Annotated in this window: 21 protein-coding genes and 1 tRNA gene; 12 read left to right on the top strand and 10 right to left on the bottom strand. The window is 50.5% G+C overall.

Annotation, left to right across the window (positions count from 1 at the left end):
• Positions 1-216: 216 nt before the first annotated feature.
• Together OGV98_RS17770 and OGV98_RS17765 are read right to left on the bottom strand one after the other, a co-directional pair.
• Positions 217-304: transfer RNA gene (locus OGV98_RS17770), tRNA-Ser, on the bottom strand.
• Positions 305-446: 142 nt separating this feature from the next.
• Positions 447-2075 carry an ABC transporter substrate-binding protein gene (locus OGV98_RS17765; RefSeq protein WP_174329421.1) on the bottom strand — a complete coding sequence of 543 codons (1629 nt, stop codon included), beginning with the start codon at positions 2073-2075 and terminating at the stop codon, positions 447-449.
• 271 nt (positions 2076-2346) lie between these two features.
• Between OGV98_RS17765 and yccA the strand changes: the two genes are divergently transcribed.
• Positions 2347-3006, top strand: a complete 660-nt coding sequence (gene yccA, locus OGV98_RS17760) for an FtsH protease modulator YccA (RefSeq protein WP_003035917.1) — start codon at positions 2347-2349, stop codon at positions 3004-3006.
• An 88-nt stretch (positions 3007-3094) separates the two neighbouring features.
• Positions 3095-3424 carry a sulfurtransferase TusE gene (gene tusE / locus OGV98_RS17755; protein ID WP_003035914.1) on the top strand — a complete coding sequence of 110 codons (330 nt, stop codon included), beginning with the start codon at positions 3095-3097 and terminating at the stop codon, positions 3422-3424.
• Here the strand turns inward: tusE and yccX are convergent.
• On the bottom strand, positions 3421-3702 hold the full coding sequence (yccX, locus tag OGV98_RS17750; protein WP_003035911.1) for an acylphosphatase: 282 nt from the start codon (positions 3700-3702) through the stop codon (positions 3421-3423). The genes tusE and yccX overlap by 4 nt on opposite strands.
• 94 nt (positions 3703-3796) lie before the next feature.
• Between yccX and rlmI the strand changes: the two genes are divergently transcribed.
• Together rlmI and hspQ are read left to right on the top strand one after the other, a co-directional pair.
• Positions 3797-4987 (top strand): 23S rRNA (cytosine(1962)-C(5))-methyltransferase RlmI, encoded by a 1191-nt coding sequence (rlmI, locus tag OGV98_RS17745; RefSeq protein ID WP_202580629.1) that lies wholly within the window; start codon positions 3797-3799, stop codon positions 4985-4987.
• 57 nt (positions 4988-5044) lie between these two features.
• The gene (hspQ, locus tag OGV98_RS17740; protein ID WP_286551777.1) at positions 5045-5362 is read left to right on the top strand and encodes a heat shock protein HspQ; all 318 of its coding nucleotides are present in this window, start codon (positions 5045-5047) and stop codon (positions 5360-5362) included.
• Between the two features lie 61 nt (positions 5363-5423).
• Here hspQ and OGV98_RS17735 read toward each other — a convergent pair whose 3' ends face one another.
• Complete coding sequence (locus tag OGV98_RS17735) at positions 5424-5837, bottom strand: CoA-binding protein (RefSeq protein ID WP_003035903.1); 414 nt, start codon at positions 5835-5837, stop codon at positions 5424-5426.
• Between the two features lie 172 nt (positions 5838-6009).
• Here OGV98_RS17735 and csgI point away from each other — a divergent pair, with 172 nt between their 5' ends.
• Both csgI and mgsA read left to right on the top strand, forming a co-directional pair.
• Positions 6010-6672 (top strand): curli synthesis inhibitor, encoded by a 663-nt coding sequence (gene csgI / locus OGV98_RS17730; protein ID WP_003836835.1) that lies wholly within the window; start codon positions 6010-6012, stop codon positions 6670-6672.
• Positions 6673-6765: 93 nt separating this feature from the next.
• Positions 6766-7224, top strand: a complete 459-nt coding sequence (mgsA, locus tag OGV98_RS17725; RefSeq protein ID WP_003035897.1) for a methylglyoxal synthase — start codon at positions 6766-6768, stop codon at positions 7222-7224.
• Between the two features lie 32 nt (positions 7225-7256).
• On the opposite strand, the gene helD is transcribed toward mgsA, so the two are convergent.
• Complete coding sequence (gene helD, locus OGV98_RS17720) at positions 7257-9311, bottom strand: DNA helicase IV (protein ID WP_202580630.1); 2055 nt, start codon at positions 9309-9311, stop codon at positions 7257-7259.
• Positions 9312-9436: 125 nt separating this feature from the next.
• On the opposite strand from helD, the gene OGV98_RS17715 reads away from it, so the two are divergent.
• Together OGV98_RS17715 and yccS are read left to right on the top strand one after the other, a co-directional pair.
• Positions 9437-9883: a YccF domain-containing protein gene (locus OGV98_RS17715; RefSeq protein WP_003035892.1), complete on the top strand. Its 447-nt coding sequence runs from the start codon at positions 9437-9439 to the stop codon at positions 9881-9883.
• Positions 9884-9901: 18 nt separating this feature from the next.
• Positions 9902-12055 (top strand): YccS family putative transporter, encoded by a 2154-nt coding sequence (yccS, locus tag OGV98_RS17710; RefSeq protein ID WP_032939270.1) that lies wholly within the window; start codon positions 9902-9904, stop codon positions 12053-12055.
• On the opposite strand, the gene OGV98_RS17705 is transcribed toward yccS, so the two are convergent.
• The gene (locus OGV98_RS17705; protein WP_003035889.1) at positions 12033-12647 is read right to left on the bottom strand and encodes a TfoX/Sxy family DNA transformation protein; all 615 of its coding nucleotides are present in this window, start codon (positions 12645-12647) and stop codon (positions 12033-12035) included. The two genes, yccS and OGV98_RS17705, sit on opposite strands and share 23 nt — an antisense overlap.
• 217 nt (positions 12648-12864) lie before the next feature.
• On the opposite strand from OGV98_RS17705, the gene sulA reads away from it, so the two are divergent.
• Both sulA and ompA read left to right on the top strand, forming a co-directional pair.
• Positions 12865-13374, top strand: coding sequence for an SOS-induced cell division inhibitor SulA (gene sulA, locus OGV98_RS17700; protein WP_032948945.1), 510 nt, complete (start codon positions 12865-12867; stop codon positions 13372-13374).
• A gap of 357 nt (positions 13375-13731) precedes the next feature.
• The gene (gene ompA / locus OGV98_RS17695) at positions 13732-14790 is read left to right on the top strand and encodes a porin OmpA (protein WP_003836839.1); all 1059 of its coding nucleotides are present in this window, start codon (positions 13732-13734) and stop codon (positions 14788-14790) included.
• An 89-nt stretch (positions 14791-14879) separates the two neighbouring features.
• Here the strand turns inward: ompA and matP are convergent, their stop codons facing one another.
• On the bottom strand, positions 14880-15332 hold the full coding sequence (gene matP, locus OGV98_RS17690) for a macrodomain Ter protein MatP (RefSeq protein WP_202580631.1): 453 nt from the start codon (positions 15330-15332) through the stop codon (positions 14880-14882).
• A gap of 185 nt (positions 15333-15517) precedes the next feature.
• Here matP and OGV98_RS17685 point away from each other — a divergent pair, with 185 nt between their 5' ends.
• Complete coding sequence (locus OGV98_RS17685; RefSeq protein WP_003035878.1) at positions 15518-17278, top strand: AAA family ATPase; 1761 nt, start codon at positions 15518-15520, stop codon at positions 17276-17278.
• Between the two features lie 68 nt (positions 17279-17346).
• A complete protein-coding gene (gene fabA, locus OGV98_RS17680) occupies positions 17347-17865 on the top strand; it encodes a bifunctional 3-hydroxydecanoyl-ACP dehydratase/trans-2-decenoyl-ACP isomerase (RefSeq protein ID WP_003035875.1) in 519 nt (172 codons plus the stop codon).
• A 107-nt stretch (positions 17866-17972) separates the two neighbouring features.
• On the opposite strand, the gene rmf is transcribed toward fabA, so the two are convergent.
• The 3 genes from rmf to pqiB form a co-directional block, all read right to left on the bottom strand.
• A complete protein-coding gene (rmf, locus tag OGV98_RS17675) occupies positions 17973-18140 on the bottom strand; it encodes a ribosome modulation factor (protein ID WP_003035871.1) in 168 nt (55 codons plus the stop codon).
• Between the two features lie 256 nt (positions 18141-18396).
• The gene (gene pqiC, locus OGV98_RS17670; RefSeq protein ID WP_003035868.1) at positions 18397-18960 is read right to left on the bottom strand and encodes a membrane integrity-associated transporter subunit PqiC; all 564 of its coding nucleotides are present in this window, start codon (positions 18958-18960) and stop codon (positions 18397-18399) included.
• Positions 18957-20597 carry an intermembrane transport protein PqiB gene (gene pqiB, locus OGV98_RS17665; RefSeq protein WP_003836843.1) on the bottom strand — a complete coding sequence of 547 codons (1641 nt, stop codon included), beginning with the start codon at positions 20595-20597 and terminating at the stop codon, positions 18957-18959. The genes pqiC and pqiB overlap by 4 nt, the downstream gene beginning before the upstream one ends.

Below are 20597 nucleotides of genomic sequence, written 5' to 3'. Positions count from 1 at the left end.
AGTTTGTGGTCTAAGGATGTTGCTTGGTTAATTTGTATAGGAAGAGAAACAGGTAGGGGCCTTTCTCAGGCAAGAACGGAGTGTTTAAAATATTTGTTGCGGGGAAATACCAGATTTTAGATACAAAAAAAGCCCGTTTACACGGGCTTTTAATGCAATACTTTATGCAGTACAAAATCAAAAGTAACATCTAAGCTATTGATTTTGTTAAGAAATTGGCGGAAGCGTAGAGATTCGAACTCTAGAACCCTTTCGGGTCGCCGGTTTTCAAGACCGGTGCCTTCAACCGCTCGGCCACGCTTCCAATGAGGCGCACTATAAACATCCCGAACGGACCTGTAAAGCACCAATGTGTTCGTTTGCCTGAAAAACAGCCAAAATGTTGTTAATCGACTGAAATAACAACAGATTGACCATTTAATCAGCACAAATACCGGCTACAACGCTTAATGTTTTTTGATGTACATATCTTTGGTGAAGTAATTTCCCCGGTTATCCGGCGCAAATCCCCCCACCCACGGCTTCACCAGATGCGTGCGGACATAGTGGTAAACCGGAATCGCAGGGACATCATCACCTAAAAGATCTTCAGCCTGCTGATAGTATTTGCCTCGTTCTTCCAGTGAATTTGCTTTCGCCGCATTACGCATCGCTTCATCAAAGGCGGGATTGCTGTACTTGGTAGTATTCTCGCTATCACCGGTACGGAAAATATTGAGGAAACTTGAAGCATCATCATAATCGGCTATCCACGCATAGCGCACGACGTCAAAATTACCGGTGTGCATAGTGTCCAGCATGGTTTTCCATTCCTGGTTTTGCAGCTTCGCCTCGACGCCAAGGTTTTTCTTCCACATCGACGATGCGGCAATCGCAATACGCTGGTGCGTTTCGAAGGTGTTGTAGAGCAAATTCAAGCTAAGCGGATGCTCAGGACCAAAACCGGCTTCAGCAAGCAGTTTTTTGGCTTCAGCAATACGTTTTTCGAGCGGCCATGACGCATACTCCGGTGCATGCAGTTTCACCCCACCTATTTCCGGCTGGCTGATAACCCACGCTGCTCGCTGCCCCTGCCCCATCACCTTTTGCGCAATGATGTCTTTATCCAGCGCCATATTCAGCGCCCGGCGCACGCGCGGATCATTAAACGGCGCGCGGGTTGTATTGAACTGATAGTAATACGTTGAAAGCTGGGGAGAGACATGCAGTTCATCGCCCATCGTTTTTTTCAGTTGGGCGAACTGATTGACCGGTACGCTATAAACAATGTCGATTTCACCGGCCTTATAGCGGTTTACGTCAGCCGACTCTGAGCTGATGGGCAAATAAGTAACTTTATTAATAACCGTATGCCGATCGTCCCAGTAATGTGGGTTACGCTCGGCAACGATGCGCTCATTGACCACCCATTGCGATAGTTTGTACGGCCCACTGCTGACAAAATGTTCTGGTCGGGTCCACTTGTCGCCAAAACGCCCAATCAGAACTTTATCCAGCGGCACCAGCGATGGATGCGCCAGCATCGCCAGAAACGCCGCCGTCGGTTGCGTCAGGGTAATTTCCAGCGTGGTATCATCCAGGGCTTTGACCCCTAGTGTAGCGGGATCTTTATTCCCTTGGGCAATATCAACCGCGTTCGCAACATGCATATTGCCCAGATACGAAGCATAAGGTGAAGCCGTTTGCGGCGAGACCAGACGCTGCCAACTCCAGACAACATCCTGTGCGGTAATCGCAGAGCCATCAGACCAGGTAATGCCCGGACGTAAATGAAAGGTCCAGATAGTATTGTCTTTATTCTCCCAGGATGCCGCAAGGCGGGGCTCGATAGACCCATCCTGCTTGACAGCAACCAGACCGTCGAACATATCGCTGATTAAATTAAACTCAACGTTGCTTTCGACTTTATGCGGATCCAGCGATGCCGGCTCACTGCCGTTATTTCTCACCAGTTCCTGCTTTTCAGCCAATGCTGTTCCTGCGGGAACATGAGCTGCCCATGCCGCGCCGTTTATTGATATCACACAGGCGGCCAACAGCGTAAACGTAAATACCTTCGATTTGTGTTGAGTCATTCCCTGCACCTTATTGTTCTGTTTTGTGATGACACCGCAATCACTCATAAAGGGATGCAGTAAATAACGCAATATTTTTCAGTGACCTATAAGATGTCGATCTGACATTTTCAAACAATAAGTGGTAACATCTAATTTAGACACTTTTGCTGAAATAATATGCTTAAGTCTGGCGGGTTAAAATGCGTAAAGATGGGTAAAACCGCTGTGTCATTCCCCTTGATTTCATTATCCTCCATCATTAATTACATCTGTCATAAGAGAGTGACTCATGGATCGTATTATTAGTTCTTCGCGCGACCGTACATCGCTACTCAGCACGCATAAAGTGCTGCGCAATACCTATTTTCTGCTCAGCCTGACGCTGGCGTTTTCTGCCATCACCGCAACGGCAAGCACCGTGCTGATGCTGCCATCCCCGGGTCTAATCCTGACGCTGGTGGGTATGTATGGTCTGATGTTCCTGACATATAAAACTGCGGATAAGCCGGTCGGAATTCTGTCTGCTTTCGCATTCACCGGCTTCCTGGGCTACATTCTGGGACCGATTCTGAACACCTACCTGTCTGCAGGCATGGGTGATGTTATCGGTATGGCGCTGGGCGGCACTGCTCTGGTCTTCTTCAGCTGTTCTGCCTATGTGCTGACCACCCGTAAAGACATGTCCTTCCTCGGCGGTATGCTGATGGCAGGTATCGTGGTGGTGCTGATTGGTATGGTTGCGAATATCTTCCTGCAACTGCCAGCTCTGCATCTGGCCATCAGTGCGGTGTTTATTCTGATTTCTTCAGGCGCTATCCTGTTTGAAACCAGCAATATCATCCGTGGTGGTGAAACCAACTACATCCGTGCAACGGTCAGCCTGTATGTTTCGCTGTACAACATCTTCGTCAGCCTGCTGAGCATTCTGGGCTTCGCCAGCCGCGACTAAGTTGTCAACTCGCACTATCCAGCCCCGCTTATGTGGGGCTTTCTTTTTTGGTAAACTGCCGCCAGTTTGACTAACGTAGTGACAAATTATGTTGATCTTTGAAGGTAAAGAAATCAGTACCGATAGCGAAGGCTATCTGAAAGATACCACGCTGTGGAGCGAGCCGCTGGCCGAGAAAATCGCCGAAAACGAAGGCATTACGCTCTCCGCAGAACACTGGGAAGTGGTGCGTTTTGTCCGCGATTTTTATCTGGAATTTAATACCTCCCCCGCTATCCGCATGCTGGTAAAAGCGATGGCCAACAAGTTCGGCGAAGAGAAAGGCAACAGCCGTTATCTCTACCGCCTGTTCCCGAAAGGTCCGGCCAAGCAGGCGACTAAAATTGCCGGCCTGCCGAAACCGGTGAAATGTATTTAATAACGGATACTAAATCCCTTTAGCTCGTCGCCAGGACGATGGGGTTCGCTGAGAACTCTGTCTACCCTGGCGCTTCGCGGCCCCCCGGCTTTCAACCACTTCATCAGTTGTTCCACCCGGTCACTTTCGCCGCAGGCGACAACCTCTACGCTGCCGTCATCCATATTCTTCGCGTATCCGGTCAATCCCAGCCGTTGTGCTTCATGCTGGGTGGTGTAGCGAAATCCTACCCCCTGAACCCGGCCATAGACCCAGGCGATTATGCAGACTTTCGACATTGCGGTTCTCCTTATCATCACAGCGCGCGTTGCAAATATGCGTAAAACTCAGGACAATGGCGCCCATTTCTTTGAATTGACAGAATAGTAAATTATGAGTGTACGTTTAGTGTTAGCCAAAGGGCGCGAAAAATCATTACTGCGCCGCCATCCGTGGGTATTTTCCGGTGCTGTCGCACGTATGGAAGGTAAAGCCAACCTCGGTGAAACCATCGATATTGTTGACCATCAGGGTAAATGGTTAGCACGCGGCGCGTACTCACCCGCGTCGCAGATCCGTGCACGCGTCTGGACATTTGACAAGTCTGAGTCCATCGATATTGATTTCTTTACCCGTCGTCTGCAGCAGGCGCAGACATGGCGTGACTGGCTGGCGAAAAAAGACGGTCTGGACAGCTACCGTCTGATCGCCGGAGAATCCGATGGTCTGCCGGGTGTCACCATTGACCGCTTCGGCAACTTCCTGGTGTTGCAGTTGCTCAGTGCGGGAGCTGAATACCAACGCGCCGCCCTGATTAGCGCTCTGCAAATTGTTTTCCCGGACTGCGCCATTTATGACCGTAGCGATGTGGCCGTGCGTAAAAAAGAAGGTATGGAGCTGACTCATGGGCCAGTAACGGGCGAGCTTCCGCCAGCACTGCTGCCAATTGAAGAGCACGGCATGAAGCTACTGGTTGATATTCAGCATGGTCACAAAACCGGCTACTACCTCGATCAACGCGATAGCCGCCTGGCCACGCGTCGTTATGTGGAAAATCAGCGTGTGCTGAACTGTTTCTCTTATACCGGTGGATTTGCGGTTTCAGCATTAATGGGTGGCTGCCGTCAGGTCGTCAGCGTTGACACCTCTCAGGAAGCGCTCGATATTGCCCGCCAGAACGTGGAACTGAACAAGCTGGATCTGAGCAAAGCTGAGTTCGTGCGTGATGATGTGTTCAAACTTCTGCGAGCTTATCGCGATCGTGGAGAGAAATTCGACGTCATCGTGATGGATCCGCCGAAATTTGTCGAAAACAAAAGCCAGTTGATGGGTGCCTGCCGCGGCTATAAGGACATCAATATGCTGGCTATTCAGTTACTCAATCCGGGCGGCGTACTGCTGACTTTCTCCTGCTCTGGGCTTATGACCACCGATTTATTTCAGAAAATCATCGCTGATGCCGCAATAGATGCTGGTCGTGATGTACAATTTATAGAGCAGTTCCGTCAGGCCGCCGATCACCCGGTGATCGCTACCTACCCGGAAGGGCTGTATCTGAAAGGGTTTGCCTGTCGCATCATGTAACTTGAAAAGTGGAATATTACCCTTACATAGAGGGTATCTATTTCCCGGGAGGTGACTATGATTGCCAGCAAATTCGGTATCGGCCAGCAGGTCCGCCATTCCCTGTTAGGTTACCTCGGAGTGGTCGTGGATATCGACCCGGAATATTCGCTTGATCAACCGTCAGCCGATGAGTTGGCGGTTAACGACGAACTTCGCGCCGCTCCCTGGTATCACGTGGTGATGGAAGACGATTATGGTCTGCCAGTACATACGTATCTGGCCGAAGCACAACTGAGTAGTGAGCTACAGGAAGAACATCCGGAGCAACCGTCGATGGATGAACTGGCGCGAACAATTCGAAAACAGCTTCAGGCCCCGCGCCTGCGCAATTGATGCAAACACAGACCCGATTAGCTAATCGGGTCTGTGCGTTTTGTTCGGCTACAGATCAACCTTACTTCGCCAGTCCCAGCCGCGGGATCTCAATCGCCGGGCAACGATCCATCACCACCGTCAACCCTGCATCACGAGCCAGTACGGCTGCCTGCTCGTTAATCACACCGAGCTGCATCCATAGGGTCTTCGCGCCGATGGCAATTGCCTCTTGAGCAACACCCCACGCCGCTTCGGAATTACGGAAGACATCTACCATATCCACTTTCTCTGGTACATCTGCCAGCGTCGCATAGCCCTGCTGCCCCAGCAGTGTTTTTCCGGCAACTTTCGGTGAAACAGGAATAACGTGATAGCCCTGATCGAGTAAATATTTCATAACCCGATAGCTTGGGCGATCGGGTTTATCGCTTGCACCCACCAGTGCAATCGTGCGGGTCGTTGTCAAAATGCCAGCAATATCGGTCTCTTTCATCGTTTTCCTCCAGGCTGTTTAGCAAAGTGTACGACAAACCTGACTTTGCGACCATTCATCCCATACTGGCGCATGAGAGCTAAACTCAAAAATATGTCTATATGTTAGTAAACATGATTATCGAAAAATTTAGATACATCTTATACAGATTTTTTCTGGACAGGAGAAACCTATGAAAGCCGGCATTGTGACAGCCTTAATTGCCCTGTGTTTGCCGGTAACCGTTTTTGCTACCTCTCTACGTCTGTCTAATGATATTGACCTTCTGGTGCTGGACGGAAAAAAAGTCTCCAGCTCATTACTGCGTGGTGCCGAAAGTATTGAGCTGGAAAATGGTCGGCACCAGCTCGTGTTTCGCGTAGAAAAAACCATTCGCCTGTCCAGCCACGAAGAACGTCTGTATATTTCGCCCCCGCTGGTCATCAGCTTTGATACCCAACTCGTCAGTCAGGTTAATTTTCACCTGCCACGTCTGAGCAACGAGCGAGATGCAACGCATTTTGATGATGCCCCACGCGTAGAACTGCTGGATGGGGATTCCATGCCTATACCGGTTAAGCTGGATATTCTGTCAATCACATCCACCGCAAAAATCGTAGATTATGAAATGGAAACAGAGCGCTATAACAAAGCGGCTAAGCATGCGTCTTTACCGCAATTTGCCACGATGATGGCCGATGACAGTTCGCTGCTTTCCGGGGTATCTGAACTGGACCGCGTGCCGCCTCAGTCACAAACGCTGACTGAGCAGCGCTTAAAATATTGGTTTCAACAGGCTGACGCACAAACGCGGAGTAACTTCTTACAATGGGCTGAGAAACAGCCCCCATCGTGACATTTATGTTCATATACGCATTTTTTTTGTCTTTCTCTTGCAGCGTCAAGTGCTTCCAGTACTCTGTAACAAGGTTAACTTGGGAGCTGTACTATGGAATTAACGACTCGCACATTACCAGCGCAGAAACATATTGCGTTGGTCGCACACGATCACTGCAAAAAGATGTTGATGAGCTGGGTTGAACGCCACCAGCCATTACTGGAAAAACACGTTCTGTATGCTACAGGAACAACTGGAAATTTAATTCAACGCGCGACAGGAATGGACGTCAACGCCATGCTGAGCGGCCCGATGGGGGGTGACCAGCAGGTGGGTGCGCTAATTTCAGAAGGGAAAATTGATGTGCTGATTTTCTTCTGGGATCCGCTCAACGCCGTTCCCCACGATCCTGATGTCAAAGCCCTGCTACGCCTGGCCACAGTCTGGAACATTCCGGTCGCCACCAACGTGTCAACGGCTGATTTTATTATCCAGTCGCCAAACTTCAACGACGCAACGGATATCTTGATCCCGGATTACGCCCGTTATCTTGCAGAACGCCTCAAATAAACGCTAAGCAGGCGGCAACTGCCGCCTGCTTTTCAGGGTTTCCGGGTCACCGGAACGTCTAGTTGCTTAAGCTCATCAACAAAACATGATGGCGCGTCTTTGCTAAACAGTAGCCATACCCGATGCCGTGCACGCGTTAGCGCCACATACAGCAACCGCCTCTCTTCAGCATCAGGAAAATCTTCAACAGCCGGGAGTAACGCCTCTTCCATAATCGACTCGCGAGCCGGGGCCGGAAAACCGTCATTCCCGTCATGAAGCCCCATAACAATGACGTAATCCGCTTGCTGCCCTTTGCTGGCATGAATAGTCATAAAATCCAACTGCAGCTTGGGCCAGCGGGTGGCCGCTTTATCCAGGCTGGCTGGCTTCAGATGATGGTACCGCGCCAGCACCAGAATTCTCTCTTCAGCTTTCACAAAACCCGACAGCTTATCCAGCAACAGATCTAACTGACTTTCATCGAGCAACGTGACAGCTTTTTTATCACCGGTCGTCAGACTGTTCAGCGGTTTCGTGAGCTGATGTGGGTTTTGCTGGATAAACTGGTTTGCGACTTCGCCAATCCGGCTATTAAAACGGTAAGTCGTATCCAGATTACAGCTATCGCCCTCACCAAAATTTTGCTGGAATGCGGTCGTCAGAGAAAGCTGTGCTCCGCTGAACCGGTAAATGGCCTGCCAGTCATCTCCCACGGCAAACAGCGTGGTCTGCGAGTTTTGCTTTCGCAAGGCGGCTAACAGGGCGGCGCGCTGAGGGGAAATATCCTGAAATTCATCGACCAGAATATGTTTCCACGGACTGATAAACCGCCCCTTCTCCAGAATGACAATAGCCTGATGGATCAACCCGGAGAAATCGACGGCATTCTCATCCTTCAGGGCACTCTTCCAGGCCTTGAGCAGCGGCGCCATTAGCTTTATGCGTTTACTGAACAGATCGCGGATCTCCTCCGGAGCATTAGCAATCATCTCCGCCTGTGCTCCACCATGCATCCGCATCAAACTAACCCAGCGATCCAACCGGGAGGCCAGACGGTGCTGTAATTTTTCGTCATCCCAGAAGTTACCTTCGGGTACAGACCACAGCATTTCTTCTTCTAACCATTGTCGCCAGCCTTTAGCCTGAGCCTTTTTCTCACTGCACTGCTGACGCCAGGTCGTTATAAAGAGTTTACTGCGAGCGGCGGCATCATTTTCCAGCTTGCTCACTGTTGGAACTTTTTTGCTACCTTGCGAAATAATGAACAACGCCAGTGAATGGAATGTCCGTGAAGTGACCTCGTCCGTATGCAGACGCTCACGAATGCGGTCATCCATCTCCTGGGCTGCTTTGCGTCCAAACGCCAGCAACAGGATCTGTTCAGCCGCCGCCTCTCCTCGCGCAAGCAACCAACCAGCCCGGGCAACCAACACAGATGTTTTACCGCTTCCAGCCCCTGCAAGTACCAACAATGATTGCTCACCGTTCACTACCGCGCGCGCCTGAGCAGGGTTCAACGGCGAAGATTCAATATGCTGGAAAAACTCAGCATACTCTTCCAGCATTGCCTCGGTGTACGCCTGATTGTGCTGTAAGCGGCAGGCTTCAATGTCCTTCAACCACGCCTGGCATTGACGTAACGCCTCCCGGCAATTTTCAAATTCTTCCAGCCGATTAACCGGGAGCGGTAAAGCGGCAAAGGCACGGCGAATCTGCTGCTGCAGCCCTGACGTTTGTTCGCGCGTCAGCCATTTACTTTCACTAGTACTCGCCGCTATCGCATCCAACTGCTGCTGTAAAACCCCCGCAGCAACGTCACTCATTTCCTGGCTCCACTGCTGCCAGAGTGCATTCAAATGATGATGGAAGCGCTGGGTTTCCGCCCACTCTGTACCGTGAAGACGAACCACCTTCTCATCCGGGAGTACAAACTCCAGCTCGCCCCACACCAGACCACGTTTGCAATGAATAGCCAGTAACTGATTGAAGGGAATAAGATACTCGTGACGATCGCCGGAAACTTTAATCCCGGCATTGAGAATAACGGCCCGATCGTAAGGGTGTTGTGCCAGACGTTTTCCAAGAGAAGTAGCTTTCAGTTCCATAAGACTCAAGCGGATCCACACGAAGAGGTTTGCTTATCAGTGTAACCGCCAGAGAAAACGTGCTCCAGCCCAAAAAAACGTTACAATTGCCGAATTCACAGAAAACCAGAGTTAACCGAGGGTTTATGCGTACTGTTCTGAATATTTTAAATTTTGTGCTTGGGGGGTTCGCCACCACCCTGGCCTGGTTACTGGCAACGCTGGTCAGTATCGTGCTTATTTTTACTTTACCCTTGACCCGTTCATGCTGGGAGATAACCCGACTTTCGCTGTTTCCCTATGGCAACGAAGCGATACATGTCGATGAACTGAATCCGGCCGGTAAAAGCGTCCTGTTGAATACCGGCGGCACCGTGCTCAATATTTTCTGGCTGATTTTCTTCGGCTGGTGGTTGTGTCTGATGCACATTGTCTCTGGTATTGCTCAGTGCATAACGATTATTGGTATTCCGGTTGGCATTGCGAACTTTAAAATCGCTGCCATTGCGCTCTGGCCGGTGGGTCGCCGGGTAGTTTCAGTAGAAGTTGCCCGTGCAGCGCGTGAAGCCAATGCACGTCGTCGCTTTGAATAATCAGGACCAATGGCCTTTATGTTAAGTCCTCTGCTCAAACGCTATACCTGGAACAGCACCTGGCTGTACTACGTGCGGATTTTTATCGCGCTATGCGGTACAACGGCGCTGCCCTGGTGGCTGGGTGACGTCAAGCTGACCATCCCTCTCACGCTAGGTATGGTCGCTGCCGCACTTACCGATCTCGATGATCGTCTCGCGGGCCGACTGCGCAATTTAATCATCACGCTGGTGTGCTTTTTTATTGCCTCAGCCTCCGTTGAACTGCTCTTCCCATGGCCCTGGCTGTTTGCTATTGGGTTAACGCTTTCCACCAGCGGTTTTATTCTGCTGGGGGGATTAGGCCAGCGCTATGCAACCATCGCTTTTGGCGCGTTGCTCATCGCCATTTACACGATGCTGGGCACCTCGCTTTACGATCAGTGGTATCAACAACCAATCCTGCTGCTCGCGGGCGCTATCTGGTATAACCTGCTGACGCTCACCGGGCATCTTCTGTTCCCCATCCGCCCCTTACAGGACAATCTGGCCCGCAGCTACGAACAATTAGCGCACTACCTGGAACTGAAGTCGCGTCTTTTTGATCCCGACATCGAAGATGAAAGCCAGGCGCCGTTGTATGATTTAGCCCTCGCTAATGGGCAACTGATGGCAACGCTAAACCAGACCAAAGTGTCGCTGCTGACTCGCCTGCGCGGTGACCGTGGACAACGGGGAACACGTCGCACGCTACATTACTATTTTGTGGCGCAGGATATTCATGAACGCGCAAGCTCCTCACATATTCAATATCAAACGCTACGCGATCATTTCCGTCACAGCGATGTGATGTTCCGCTTCCAGCGGTTGATGTCGATGCAAGGACAAGCCTGTTCACAATTGTCTCGTTGTATTTTATTGCGCACGCCTTACCAGCACGATCCGCACTTTGAACGCGTCTTCACCCATATAGATGCCGCACTTGAGCGCATGCGTGCCAGTGGTGAGCCTGCAGATCTGCTCAATACGCTGGGATTCTTACTATCGAACCTGCGGGCTATCGATGCGCAACTGGCCACTATTGAGTCTGAACAGGCTCAGGTACTCTCGCGCAATGAGTCTGAAAATCAGCTTGCTGATGACAGTCCCCATGGATTCAGTGATATCTGGTTACGCCTGAGCCGTAATTTCACCCCAGAGTCCGCACTGTTTCGCCATGCCGTCCGCATGTCGTTAGTGCTCTGTGTTGGTTATGCCATTATCCAGGTAACCGGCATGAATCACGGATACTGGATCTTGCTGACCAGCCTGTTTGTCTGTCAACCAAACTACAATGCCACCCGACATCGCCTGGCGCTCAGGATTATCGGCACGTTGGTTGGGATTGCCATCGGTTTACCGATCCTGTGGTTTGTGCCCTCTTTAGAAGGGCAGCTAATACTTTTAGTGATCACTGGTGTACTGTTTTTTGCCTTTCGCAACGTCCAGTATGCGCATGCCACCATGTTTATCACGCTGCTGGTATTACTGTGCTTTAACCTGCTCGGCGAAGGCTTTGAGGTTGCGCTGCCGCGTGTCATCGATACGCTAATTGGCTGTGCTATCGCCTGGGCGGCTGTCAGTTTCATCTGGCCAGACTGGCGTTTTCGTAATCTACCACGGGTAATTGAGCGGGCGACTGACGCTAACTGCCGCTACCTTGATGCAATTCTCGAACAATATCATCAGGGTCGTGATAATCGTCTGGCCTACCGTATCGCTCGCCGTGACGCGCATAACCGTGATGCTGAACTCGCCTCCGTGGTGTCAAACATGTCGAGCGAGCCGGATGTGACGGCCCAAACCCGCGAAACGGCGTTCCGTTTACTGTGTCTCAACCATACGTTTACCAGCTATATTTCTGCGCTTGGCGCACATCGCGAACAGTTGACCAATCCAGACGTTCTGGCATTGCTGGATGACGCTGTTTGCTATGTTGATGATGCCCTTCACCATCAACCCGCTGACGAGCAACGCGTATACCAGGCGTTAGAAGGGCTGAAGCAGCGAATTCAGCACCTGGAACCACGCCCGGACAGTAAAGAGCCTCTGGTCGTTCAGCAAGTTGGGTTATTGATCGCTCTGCTCCCGGAAATCCGGCGATTACAGCAGCAAATTGCCGCTCTGCCTTCTAATACCCCGGTTCCGGCGTAAGAGAACTTACCCACTCCACCAGCTCCTGGCGACGCGTCGCCGGGAGCGCGGCTTCATGTATCCCCCCTACCGCGCCTTCAAGGGCATAGAGTACTTTTACCGTCAGAGCCGGGTTATTTTGCCGAAGTTTCAGCCAGCACATTTGTGCTCCCAACGACCGCATAGTCCCCTCATCTTTAATTCCAACTTCATTCAGCAGAGTCTCCAGATGAAACGTCATATTTGGCAATTCCCGCAGACGATGCTGGGTAAAGCGACTCTGTTTTTCCTTAACCGCTGCATCCAACGAATATCGCGATAACGACACCAGTTGCTGCTGGTTTTGCCACAGGGCATCGTTCACCTGGTAATAATTAAGTACAAGAGGACGTCCCCGCTTAATAAATGTCAGCCAGACAGGAGAATTTTGTACACAATACTGGGCGCTCTGTTCACAGGCGCGAAGATACAACTCACCATTGGCGACCATGGCAAAGACCGTATCGCCAACCGTCAGACTGTAGCCACCAAACAGTGAGCGATAGTGAATTGTCCCCAGAGAAGCCAGATATTCCTGCGATTTATAGATCCTTGCATAAGAAAGCTCTTTCATAAAAATCCTTTTTAAATCATAACGTAAGCAAATGATTTTCAATAGCGGATCCGTTAATGACGAAAATAGGCAACTTATGCGTATGGGGCAAGATGAATTTTATTTTTCCCGTGACGACGACTAAAAATTGCGAACCTGTTTCCGAAAATAAGGTTGATCTTTGTTGATAGCAGGGTTACTGTATATTCATACAGTAACTCACAGGGCTGGATTGATTATGTACACTTCAGGCTATGCAAATCGTTCTTCGTCGTTCTCTTCCGCATCAAGCAACATTGCGCGCGTTTCATCAGAGAACGCAACCGCTGGGCTTATCAGTGAAGTAGTCTATCGCGAGGACCAGCCCATGATGACGCAACTACTGCTGCTTCCTCTGCTGCAACAGTTAGGGCAGCAATCACGCTGGCAGCTGTGGCTGACGCCTCAGCAAAAATTAAGCCGGGAGTGGGTGCAGTCAGCCGGACTTCCATTGACAAAAGTAATGCAGATTAGCCAACTCTCCCCCTGCAATACGCTGGAATCGATGATCCGTGCGCTGCGCACAGGTAATTACAGTGTCGTTATCGGCTGGCTGGCAGAAGAATTAACGGAAGATGAACATGCCGAGCTGGTAAAAGCGGCTAATGAAGGAAATGCGATGGGTTTTATCATGCGTCCTGTTTGCGCACAGTCACTTGCGGGGAGACAGCATTCCGGGCTAAAAATTCACTCGAATTTGTATCATTGAGTAAAATTAGGATTTATCCTGGAATTTTTTTTCATGCTTCAATTTGCCTTTGAGCTTTAACGCGTTTTTCGTCCGAACGCCTGTCTCAAGCGGTTTTCAGGAAATCCTCAGTGCATTTAGTCATCAATAAATGTTAAATATTATGTATACAAGCCTTTTTTTTTCATATGCCTGACGGACTTCACACTTGTAAGTTTTCAACTACGTTGTAGACTTTACATCGCCAGGGGTGCTCGGCGTAAGCCGCAGATATCGGTAGAGCAACTATTGAACTGGTCCCCGGGTGAAGGATTTAACCGTGTTATCTCTCTTCGGAGATATTCATGGCGAATTTTGGATGATAACGAGGCGCAAAAAATGAAAAAGACAGCTATCGCAATTGCAGTGGCACTGGCTGGTTTCGCTACCGTGGCGCAGGCCGCTCCGAAAGATAACACCTGGTACGCTGGTGCTAAAATGGGCTGGTCTCAGTACCATGATATTGGCAACAACCAGATCAACAACGCCGGTCCGACCCACGAAAGCCAACTGGGTGCCGGTGCGTTCGGTGGTTATCAGGTTAACCCGTACGTTGGTTTTGAAATGGGTTACGACTGGTTAGGCCGTATGCCGTACAAAGGCTACACCGACCAGACTCATCAAAACGGCGCTTTCAAAGCTCAGGGCGTTCAGCTGACCGCTAAACTGGGTTACCCAATCACTGACGATCTGGACGTTTATACCCGTCTGGGTGGTATGGTTTGGCGTGCAGACGCTAAAAACAACGAAGGCTTCAAAGACCACGACACTGGTGTATCCCCAGTATTCGCTGGTGGCGTAGAGTATGCAATTACTCCTGAAATCGCTACCCGTCTGGAATACCAGTGGACCAACAACATCGGTGACGCGAACACCGTTGGTGGTCGTCCGGATAACGGCCTGTTGAGCGTTGGTGTTTCTTACCGTTTCGGCCAGCAGGAAGAAGCAGCTCCAGTAGTTGTTGCTCCGGCTCCGGCTCCAGAAGTACAGACCAAGCACTTCACTCTGAAGTCTGACGTTCTGTTCAACTTCAACAAAGCAACTCTGAAACCAGAAGGCCAGCAGGCTCTGGACCAGATGTACAGCCAGCTGAGCAACCTGGATCCGAAAGACGGTTCCGTAGTGGTTCTGGGCTTCACTGACCGCATCGGTTCTGACGCTTACAACCAGGGTCTGTCCGAGAAACGTGCTCAGTCCGTTGTTGATTACCTGATCTCTAAAGGTATTCCTTCTGACAAAATCTCTGCACGTGGCATGGGTGAATCCAACCCAGTTACTGGCAACACCTGTGACAACGTGAAAGCTCGCGCTGCACTGATCGACTGCCTGGCTCCGGATCGTCGTGTTGAGATCGAAGTTAAAGGCATCAAAGACGTTGTAACTCAGCCTCAGGCTTAAGTTATCGTCTTATAAAAAAACCCCGCTATGCGGGGTTTTTTTTCATCTGTTTCCACTCAAAACAAGCCTCTTGTTACACCAGCCAACCGCTAGTCTTTTCCCAGCAACGCCTGTAAATCCTGCTTCAATGTCGACATTTTGTTCGCGTACTTCTCTTTATGCTCTGCGTCTTCAATCAGCTGCACTATAGTTTCAGAAAGTGTTTTTCCGCGCCGCTGCGCAAGACCTGCCAGACGCTGCCAGACCATAAACTCCAGATCGATAGATTTCTTACGCGTATGTTGATGTTCTGCATTAAAGTGCCGCTTACGCCTCGCCCGGATCGTTTGCTTCATACGATTGAACAGTGCAGGGTTCATGTATTCTTCAATCCAGGCGTTGACCCGAACCGGTTCATTTTCGAGGGTTAGCAACAAATCAACGGCTTCTTTGGCAGCGCTGGCTTCCACATAGCGGGTAATCAACTCCCCCTCGCGATGCTTCTTCACCAGGTACTTCCATTTCCATCCGCTTTCAAGATTTTCAAGTTGTTGATATTTCATTGCGATCTCAATGTTACCGTGTAACTCTTATCAGAATATCAGCTTTTTCGGCATCTGAAGAAAAGAATATCCAGCCTGTGAACTGCCGCGCGTCATCACAACCGTTTCGCGGCGCTTTCCAGGTGTTTAGTGGTGAGGGTTACGGTATAATCTCGTTTTTTACAACAGACTAAAAAACATCAACTTTGACCATTACGAAACTTGCATGGCGTGATCTGGTTCCTGATACCGACAGTTATCAGGAAGTATTTGCACAGCCGCACGTCACTGACGACACCGACACCTTACTTAGTGATACTCAGCCACGTTTACAATTCGCGCTAGAGCAGCTTCTTCAGCACTGGACAACATCCTCGTTCATGTTGGTGAAAGCACCGGAGGAGCTTGAGTATCTCAACCTTATTGCAAAGGCTGCACGTCCCTTGCACACGGATGCAGGAAGCCTGACTGGCGGTCATTACGACATCTCCGGTCACACTATTCGTTATCGTACAGCTGAAAAAGCGGAAGACAATTTTGCGACGTTGACGCAGGTGGTCAGCGCTGACTGGGCCGAAGCTGAACAACTGTTTGGCTGTCTACGTCAGTTCAATGGCGAAATTACGCTGCAGCCAGGTCTGGTACATCAGGCCAATGGGGGTGTGCTGGTTATCTCATTGCGCACGCTGTTGGCCCAACCTCTGTTGTGGATGCGTCTGAAAGCCATTGTCAGCCACGAGCGTTTTGATTGGGTGGCTTTTGATGAGTCTCGCCCACTGCCTGTCTCTGTTCCGCCTATGCCGCTTAAACTGAAAGTGATTTTGGTGGGTGAGCGTGAATCGCTGGCGGATTTCCAGGATATGGAACCAGAGTTGGCTGAGCAGGCCATTTACAGCGAGTTTGAAGATAATCTGCAGATCGTGGATGCCGAAACCATGACGCAGTGGTGTCAGTGGGTCACGCATACTGCCATGCGCAATAATTTGCCTTACCCCGCTCCTGATGCCTGGCAGGTTTTGATCCGTGAAGCCGTTCGCTATACCGGTGAACAGGATACATTGCCGCTTAACCCGCTGTGGATCACCAGACAGTTCAAAGAGGTGGCCCCGTTATGCGAGAGCGAAACCTGCAACGCTGAGCAGTTCAGCCTGATGCTGGCTCAGCGCGAATGGCGTGAGGGATTCCTGGCTGAACGCATGCAGGATGAAATTCTGCAAGAGCAAATCCTTATCGAGACAGAAGGCGAGCGTATTGGCCAGATCAACGCCTTGTCGGTGATTGAGTTTCCAGGCCACCCACGCGCATTTGGCGAGCCTTCTCGTATCAGTTGCGTCGTGCATATTGGCGACGGCGAGTTTACGGACATTGAGCGCAAAGCCGAGCTCGGCGGAAATATTCATGCCAAGGGTATGATGATTATGCAGGCGTTCCTGATGTCGGAACTCCAGCTTGAGCAGCAAATCCCCTTCTCTGCCTCGCTGACCTTTGAGCAATCTTACAGCGAAGTGGACGGTGACAGCGCGTCTATGGCAGAACTGTGCGCATTGATCAGCGCCCTCGCCGACGTGCCTGTTAATCAAAGTATCGCCATTACCGGTTCTGTCGATCAGTTTGGTCGGGCGCAACCTGTCGGTGGTCTGAATGAGAAAATTGAAGGTTTCTTCGCCATCTGCCAGCAACGTGAGCTGACGGGCACGCAGGGCGTTATCATTCCTTCGGCTAACGTCAGACACCTCAGCCTGCATCCCGCGCTGCTACAGGCCATAGAAGAAGAAAAATTCACTATCTGGGCGGTGGACGACGTAACTGATGCGCTGCCACTGTTGTTAAATCTGGTGTGGGATGGCGAAGGCCAGACAACGCTGATGCAAACCATTCAGGAGCGTATTGCCACGGCTACGCAACAGGAAGGTCGTCACCGTTTTCCATGGCCGCTACGTTGGCTGAACTGGATTATTCCGAACTGATCGGACTTGTTCAGCGTACACGTGTTAGCTATCCTGCGTGCTTCAATAAAATAAGGCTTACAGAGAACATGGTAGATAAACGCGAATCCTATACGAAAGAAGACCTTCTTGCCTCTGGTCGCGGTGAACTGTTTGGCGCAAAAGGGCCACAACTGCCAGCACCAAGCATGCTGATGATGGACCGTGTCATCAAGATGACCGAAACCGGTGGCAACTTTGACAAAGGTTATGTTGAAGCTGAACTGGATATCAACCCAGACCTGTGGTTCTTCGGTTGTCACTTTATCGGCGATCCGGTGATGCCGGGCTGCCTGGGTCTCGACGCCATGTGGCAGCTGGTTGGATTCTATCTCGGCTGGCTGGGCGGCGAAGGTAAAGGCCGTGCGCTGGGCGTAGGTGAAGTTAAATTCACCGGCCAGGTTCTGCCGACTGCGAAGAAAGTCACTTACCGCATTCATTTCAAACGTATCGTTAACCGTCGCCTGATCATGGGCCTGGCTGATGGTGAAGTGCTGGTTGATGGTCGTCTGATCTACACCGCAAACGATCTGAAAGTGGGTCTGTTCCAGGACACTTCCGCGTTCTAATCCAGGACTGCGTAGCAGCTAGACATTAACGTTTCTCCGTTATATCTGGTGTGCAAAAAGGCGAAACCTCCGCTCTGCGGAGGTTTCTTTTATCTAAAGAGACAGAATCAGGCCATTAAAACCCTATCCCCCATGGCTTCTCGCCAGCCTCCCAGCCAGTATGACCTCTGATTCAGCGTCTGATAGGGACACATTTCTTTTGAGCGTCCGGCAATGCCGGCCTGATATCCACGTTGATGTGCCCGTTCCAGGCGATCTCGTTTTTGTCTCTTCATGCCTCGTTTCCCTCATTTTTTGGTCTGGTGGAAAAGAAAACAGTGATTACTAAGTGTGCAATCACACTAAACGAATACCCCTAAACATTAGGCTCGTCAATGCGCAAAATTCACGCCAGTGTCATATTTGTGAGCTAGCCTCTAAATCATTTGTACAAAAATAGTCAGTCAGAACAGCTATCTCCACGGCTAAAAAAATAAAAAAAACCGCCCCGGGCGGTGAGCCAGGGGCGGCATAATTTACAATTATTTAAGCTTATGGGATGCGTTTCAGCTCTTGAGCAATAGCCGTCGCTTCCTGACTCCAGGCGTTAGCAAGAACCTTCACCATCTCATCGTAGCCGTCTTTAGTCTGTACAGCTTCGATGTGGAATGGACGTTTGATCAGTTGTCCCTGATGATTCAGCAACCATTCTCCACTCACGATAACCTTACCATCGTAACGACCGTGGAAGCCGGTTACGGTGACGTTCAGCGTGTCCTGAGTGCTTCCCAGCGGCTGCGAAGCAACAACCCAGCCAGGCAACTGCATGCTGAGGTTAGCAACCAGCGTATTGCGCAATTGCTGATCTAATGGGCTGGCCCAGAGATTATTATTGGCTATAACATATTGCACATCGCTGGTCTGGTAAACCACCCCATTACCGGCCAGATAATCAGGTACCGCAATCTGTTCAACCCACAGCAGACGGTTTCCCTGATTGGCGGAGCTCTGCACACCGCCTTGTGCGATAGGGAGCTGGTAATAGCTTTTATTCTCTCCGCTGGAGCTGCATGACGTCAGCCAGACCGCCATCATCACCACTAGCCACTTTTTCATTGTTTCGCCCTCTTCGGCTCTGGATCTTTTTTGTCCTTCGCTTCAAATACCAGCGCATTACTCTTATCGTTCAGCGTTTTCAGTACCGGTTGCAGTTCACGTAGCACCTGATCAAGACGCTGCATATCTGCCACCATCTTGTTGTAGGCCGCAGAACCAGGCTGGAAGCCCTGCATGCTACGATTTAGTTCACGCAGCGTGTTCTGCATATCCGCCGGAAGATCCTGCATCGACTGGCTGGACGTGATCTTGTTCATGTTATCCAGCGTGGTTTGCAGATGCTTCATCGTGCGCTGGCTTTCCGACAGCGTATTGGTTGCCTGCTCAATCATCGGGTTCAGCGGCAGATTATTAATCTTATCCAACGCTTCCATCAGACGCTGTTGGATCTGCGCCAGACCACCGCTCACGGTCGGAATAATTTGATAACCATTAAATTCGCGCACACCAGTAATCGGCGGCTCTTTCGGGTAGAAGTCGAGATCGACATAAAGTGCGCCGGTCACCAGGTTCCCGGTTTTAAGCGATGCCCGTAATCCGCGTTTAAGCAATTCCGCCAGATGAGCACCAACATCAGTATCTTCGCCCAGCTGCGCCTTCAGACGTTCTGGTTCGATGCGTACCAGCACCGGAATGCGGTAATCATTGTTGAACACCTGGCGCATATTCGGTGAGAAGAAAGGTACTTTACTCACCGTACCCAAGCGGATGCCACGGAATTCCAGCGGCGCACCAGGCTGCAGGCCACGAATCGAATCTTTAAAGAACATCAGATAATCGATATGATCGGTATACAGTGAATCCTGAATACTTTTTTGATCGTCATAAAGATTAAACGCTGACTGTTGTGCGACCGGCTCGCCCTGCTCTAAACCTTCTGGCACATCAAAACTTACACCACCGCCAAACAGCGTGGAGAGCGAACCCATTTCTACGCGCATACCTGCTGAGGTAAGATCTACGGCGATCCCGCTGTCTTTCCAGAAACGCACATTACTGGTCACCAGACGATCGTTAGGCGCATTAATGAAAAGCTGATAGCTGATCGTACGCTTTTGCGCATCAAATGTGCTGGTTTCAACCGAACCTACACGATAGCCGCGAAAAAGCACCGGATCGCCCGGACTCAACTGACCGGCTTTTTTGCTGTCCAGAATCACACGGATCCCTTTTGCATCTGGCGGGGCCAGCGGCGGTGAATCCAGCAGTTGGTAATTTTCCAGCTTACTGCCTTTATTGCCAGGCTGCAGTTCAATATAAGCCCCGGACAATAGCGTGCCGAGCCCACTGATACCTTCACGTCCAACCTGCGGCTTCACCACCCAAAAGACAGAATCTTTATGCAGCAGCTTTTCCATTCCGGAGTTAAGACGCGCTTTAATCTCCACATGGGTCAGATCATCCGTCAGGGTTGCGCTCTCAACGATGCCGACGTCCACACTGCGGCTCTTAATCGTCGTTTTGCCCCCTTCAATACCTTCGGCATTGGTGGTAATAAGCGTGACCTGTGGCCCCTGATGACTGTAGTGATAAAACAGAACCCACGCGCCAATGAGTGCAGTGACGATAGGAAATATCCACACGGGCGACCAGTTTTTTACCTTTTGCACTTTGGCTTCCCCACTTTTAGATTCCAT

Source organism: Citrobacter sp. Cf136 (assembly GCF_030333815.1).
In the GTDB taxonomy this organism is placed as follows: Bacteria; Pseudomonadota; Gammaproteobacteria; order Enterobacterales; family Enterobacteriaceae; genus Citrobacter; species Citrobacter freundii.
This window is presented reverse-complemented; position numbering and strand designations above follow the sequence as displayed.

Excerpts from the sequence above, each read along its gene's own strand:
- OGV98_RS17765 (WP_174329421.1), bottom strand. The coding sequence starts at position 2,075 with ATGACTCAACACAAATCGAAGGTATTTACGTTTACGCTGTTGGCCGCC.
- yccA (WP_003035917.1), top strand. The coding sequence starts at position 2,347 with ATGGATCGTATTATTAGTTCTTCGCGCGACCGTACATCGCTACTCAGC.
- tusE (WP_003035914.1), top strand. The coding sequence starts at position 3,095 with ATGTTGATCTTTGAAGGTAAAGAAATCAGTACCGATAGCGAAGGCTAT.
- yccX (WP_003035911.1), bottom strand. The coding sequence starts at position 3,702 with ATGTCGAAAGTCTGCATAATCGCCTGGGTCTATGGCCGGGTTCAGGGG.
- rlmI (WP_202580629.1), top strand. The coding sequence starts at position 3,797 with ATGAGTGTACGTTTAGTGTTAGCCAAAGGGCGCGAAAAATCATTACTG.
- hspQ (WP_286551777.1), top strand. The coding sequence starts at position 5,045 with ATGATTGCCAGCAAATTCGGTATCGGCCAGCAGGTCCGCCATTCCCTG.
- OGV98_RS17735 (WP_003035903.1), bottom strand. The coding sequence starts at position 5,837 with ATGAAAGAGACCGATATTGCTGGCATTTTGACAACGACCCGCACGATT.
- csgI (WP_003836835.1), top strand. The coding sequence starts at position 6,010 with ATGAAAGCCGGCATTGTGACAGCCTTAATTGCCCTGTGTTTGCCGGTA.
- mgsA (WP_003035897.1), top strand. The coding sequence starts at position 6,766 with ATGGAATTAACGACTCGCACATTACCAGCGCAGAAACATATTGCGTTG.
- helD (WP_202580630.1), bottom strand. The coding sequence starts at position 9,311 with ATGGAACTGAAAGCTACTTCTCTTGGAAAACGTCTGGCACAACACCCT.
- OGV98_RS17715 (WP_003035892.1), top strand. The coding sequence starts at position 9,437 with ATGCGTACTGTTCTGAATATTTTAAATTTTGTGCTTGGGGGGTTCGCC.
- yccS (WP_032939270.1), top strand. The coding sequence starts at position 9,902 with ATGTTAAGTCCTCTGCTCAAACGCTATACCTGGAACAGCACCTGGCTG.
- OGV98_RS17705 (WP_003035889.1), bottom strand. The coding sequence starts at position 12,647 with ATGAAAGAGCTTTCTTATGCAAGGATCTATAAATCGCAGGAATATCTG.
- sulA (WP_032948945.1), top strand. The coding sequence starts at position 12,865 with ATGTACACTTCAGGCTATGCAAATCGTTCTTCGTCGTTCTCTTCCGCA.
- ompA (WP_003836839.1), top strand. The coding sequence starts at position 13,732 with ATGAAAAAGACAGCTATCGCAATTGCAGTGGCACTGGCTGGTTTCGCT.
- matP (WP_202580631.1), bottom strand. The coding sequence starts at position 15,332 with ATGAAATATCAACAACTTGAAAATCTTGAAAGCGGATGGAAATGGAAG.
- fabA (WP_003035875.1), top strand. The coding sequence starts at position 17,347 with ATGGTAGATAAACGCGAATCCTATACGAAAGAAGACCTTCTTGCCTCT.
- rmf (WP_003035871.1), bottom strand. The coding sequence starts at position 18,140 with ATGAAGAGACAAAAACGAGATCGCCTGGAACGGGCACATCAACGTGGA.
- pqiC (WP_003035868.1), bottom strand. The coding sequence starts at position 18,960 with ATGAAAAAGTGGCTAGTGGTGATGATGGCGGTCTGGCTGACGTCATGC.
- pqiB (WP_003836843.1), bottom strand. The coding sequence starts at position 20,597 with ATGGAATCTAAAAGTGGGGAAGCCAAAGTGCAAAAGGTAAAAAACTGG.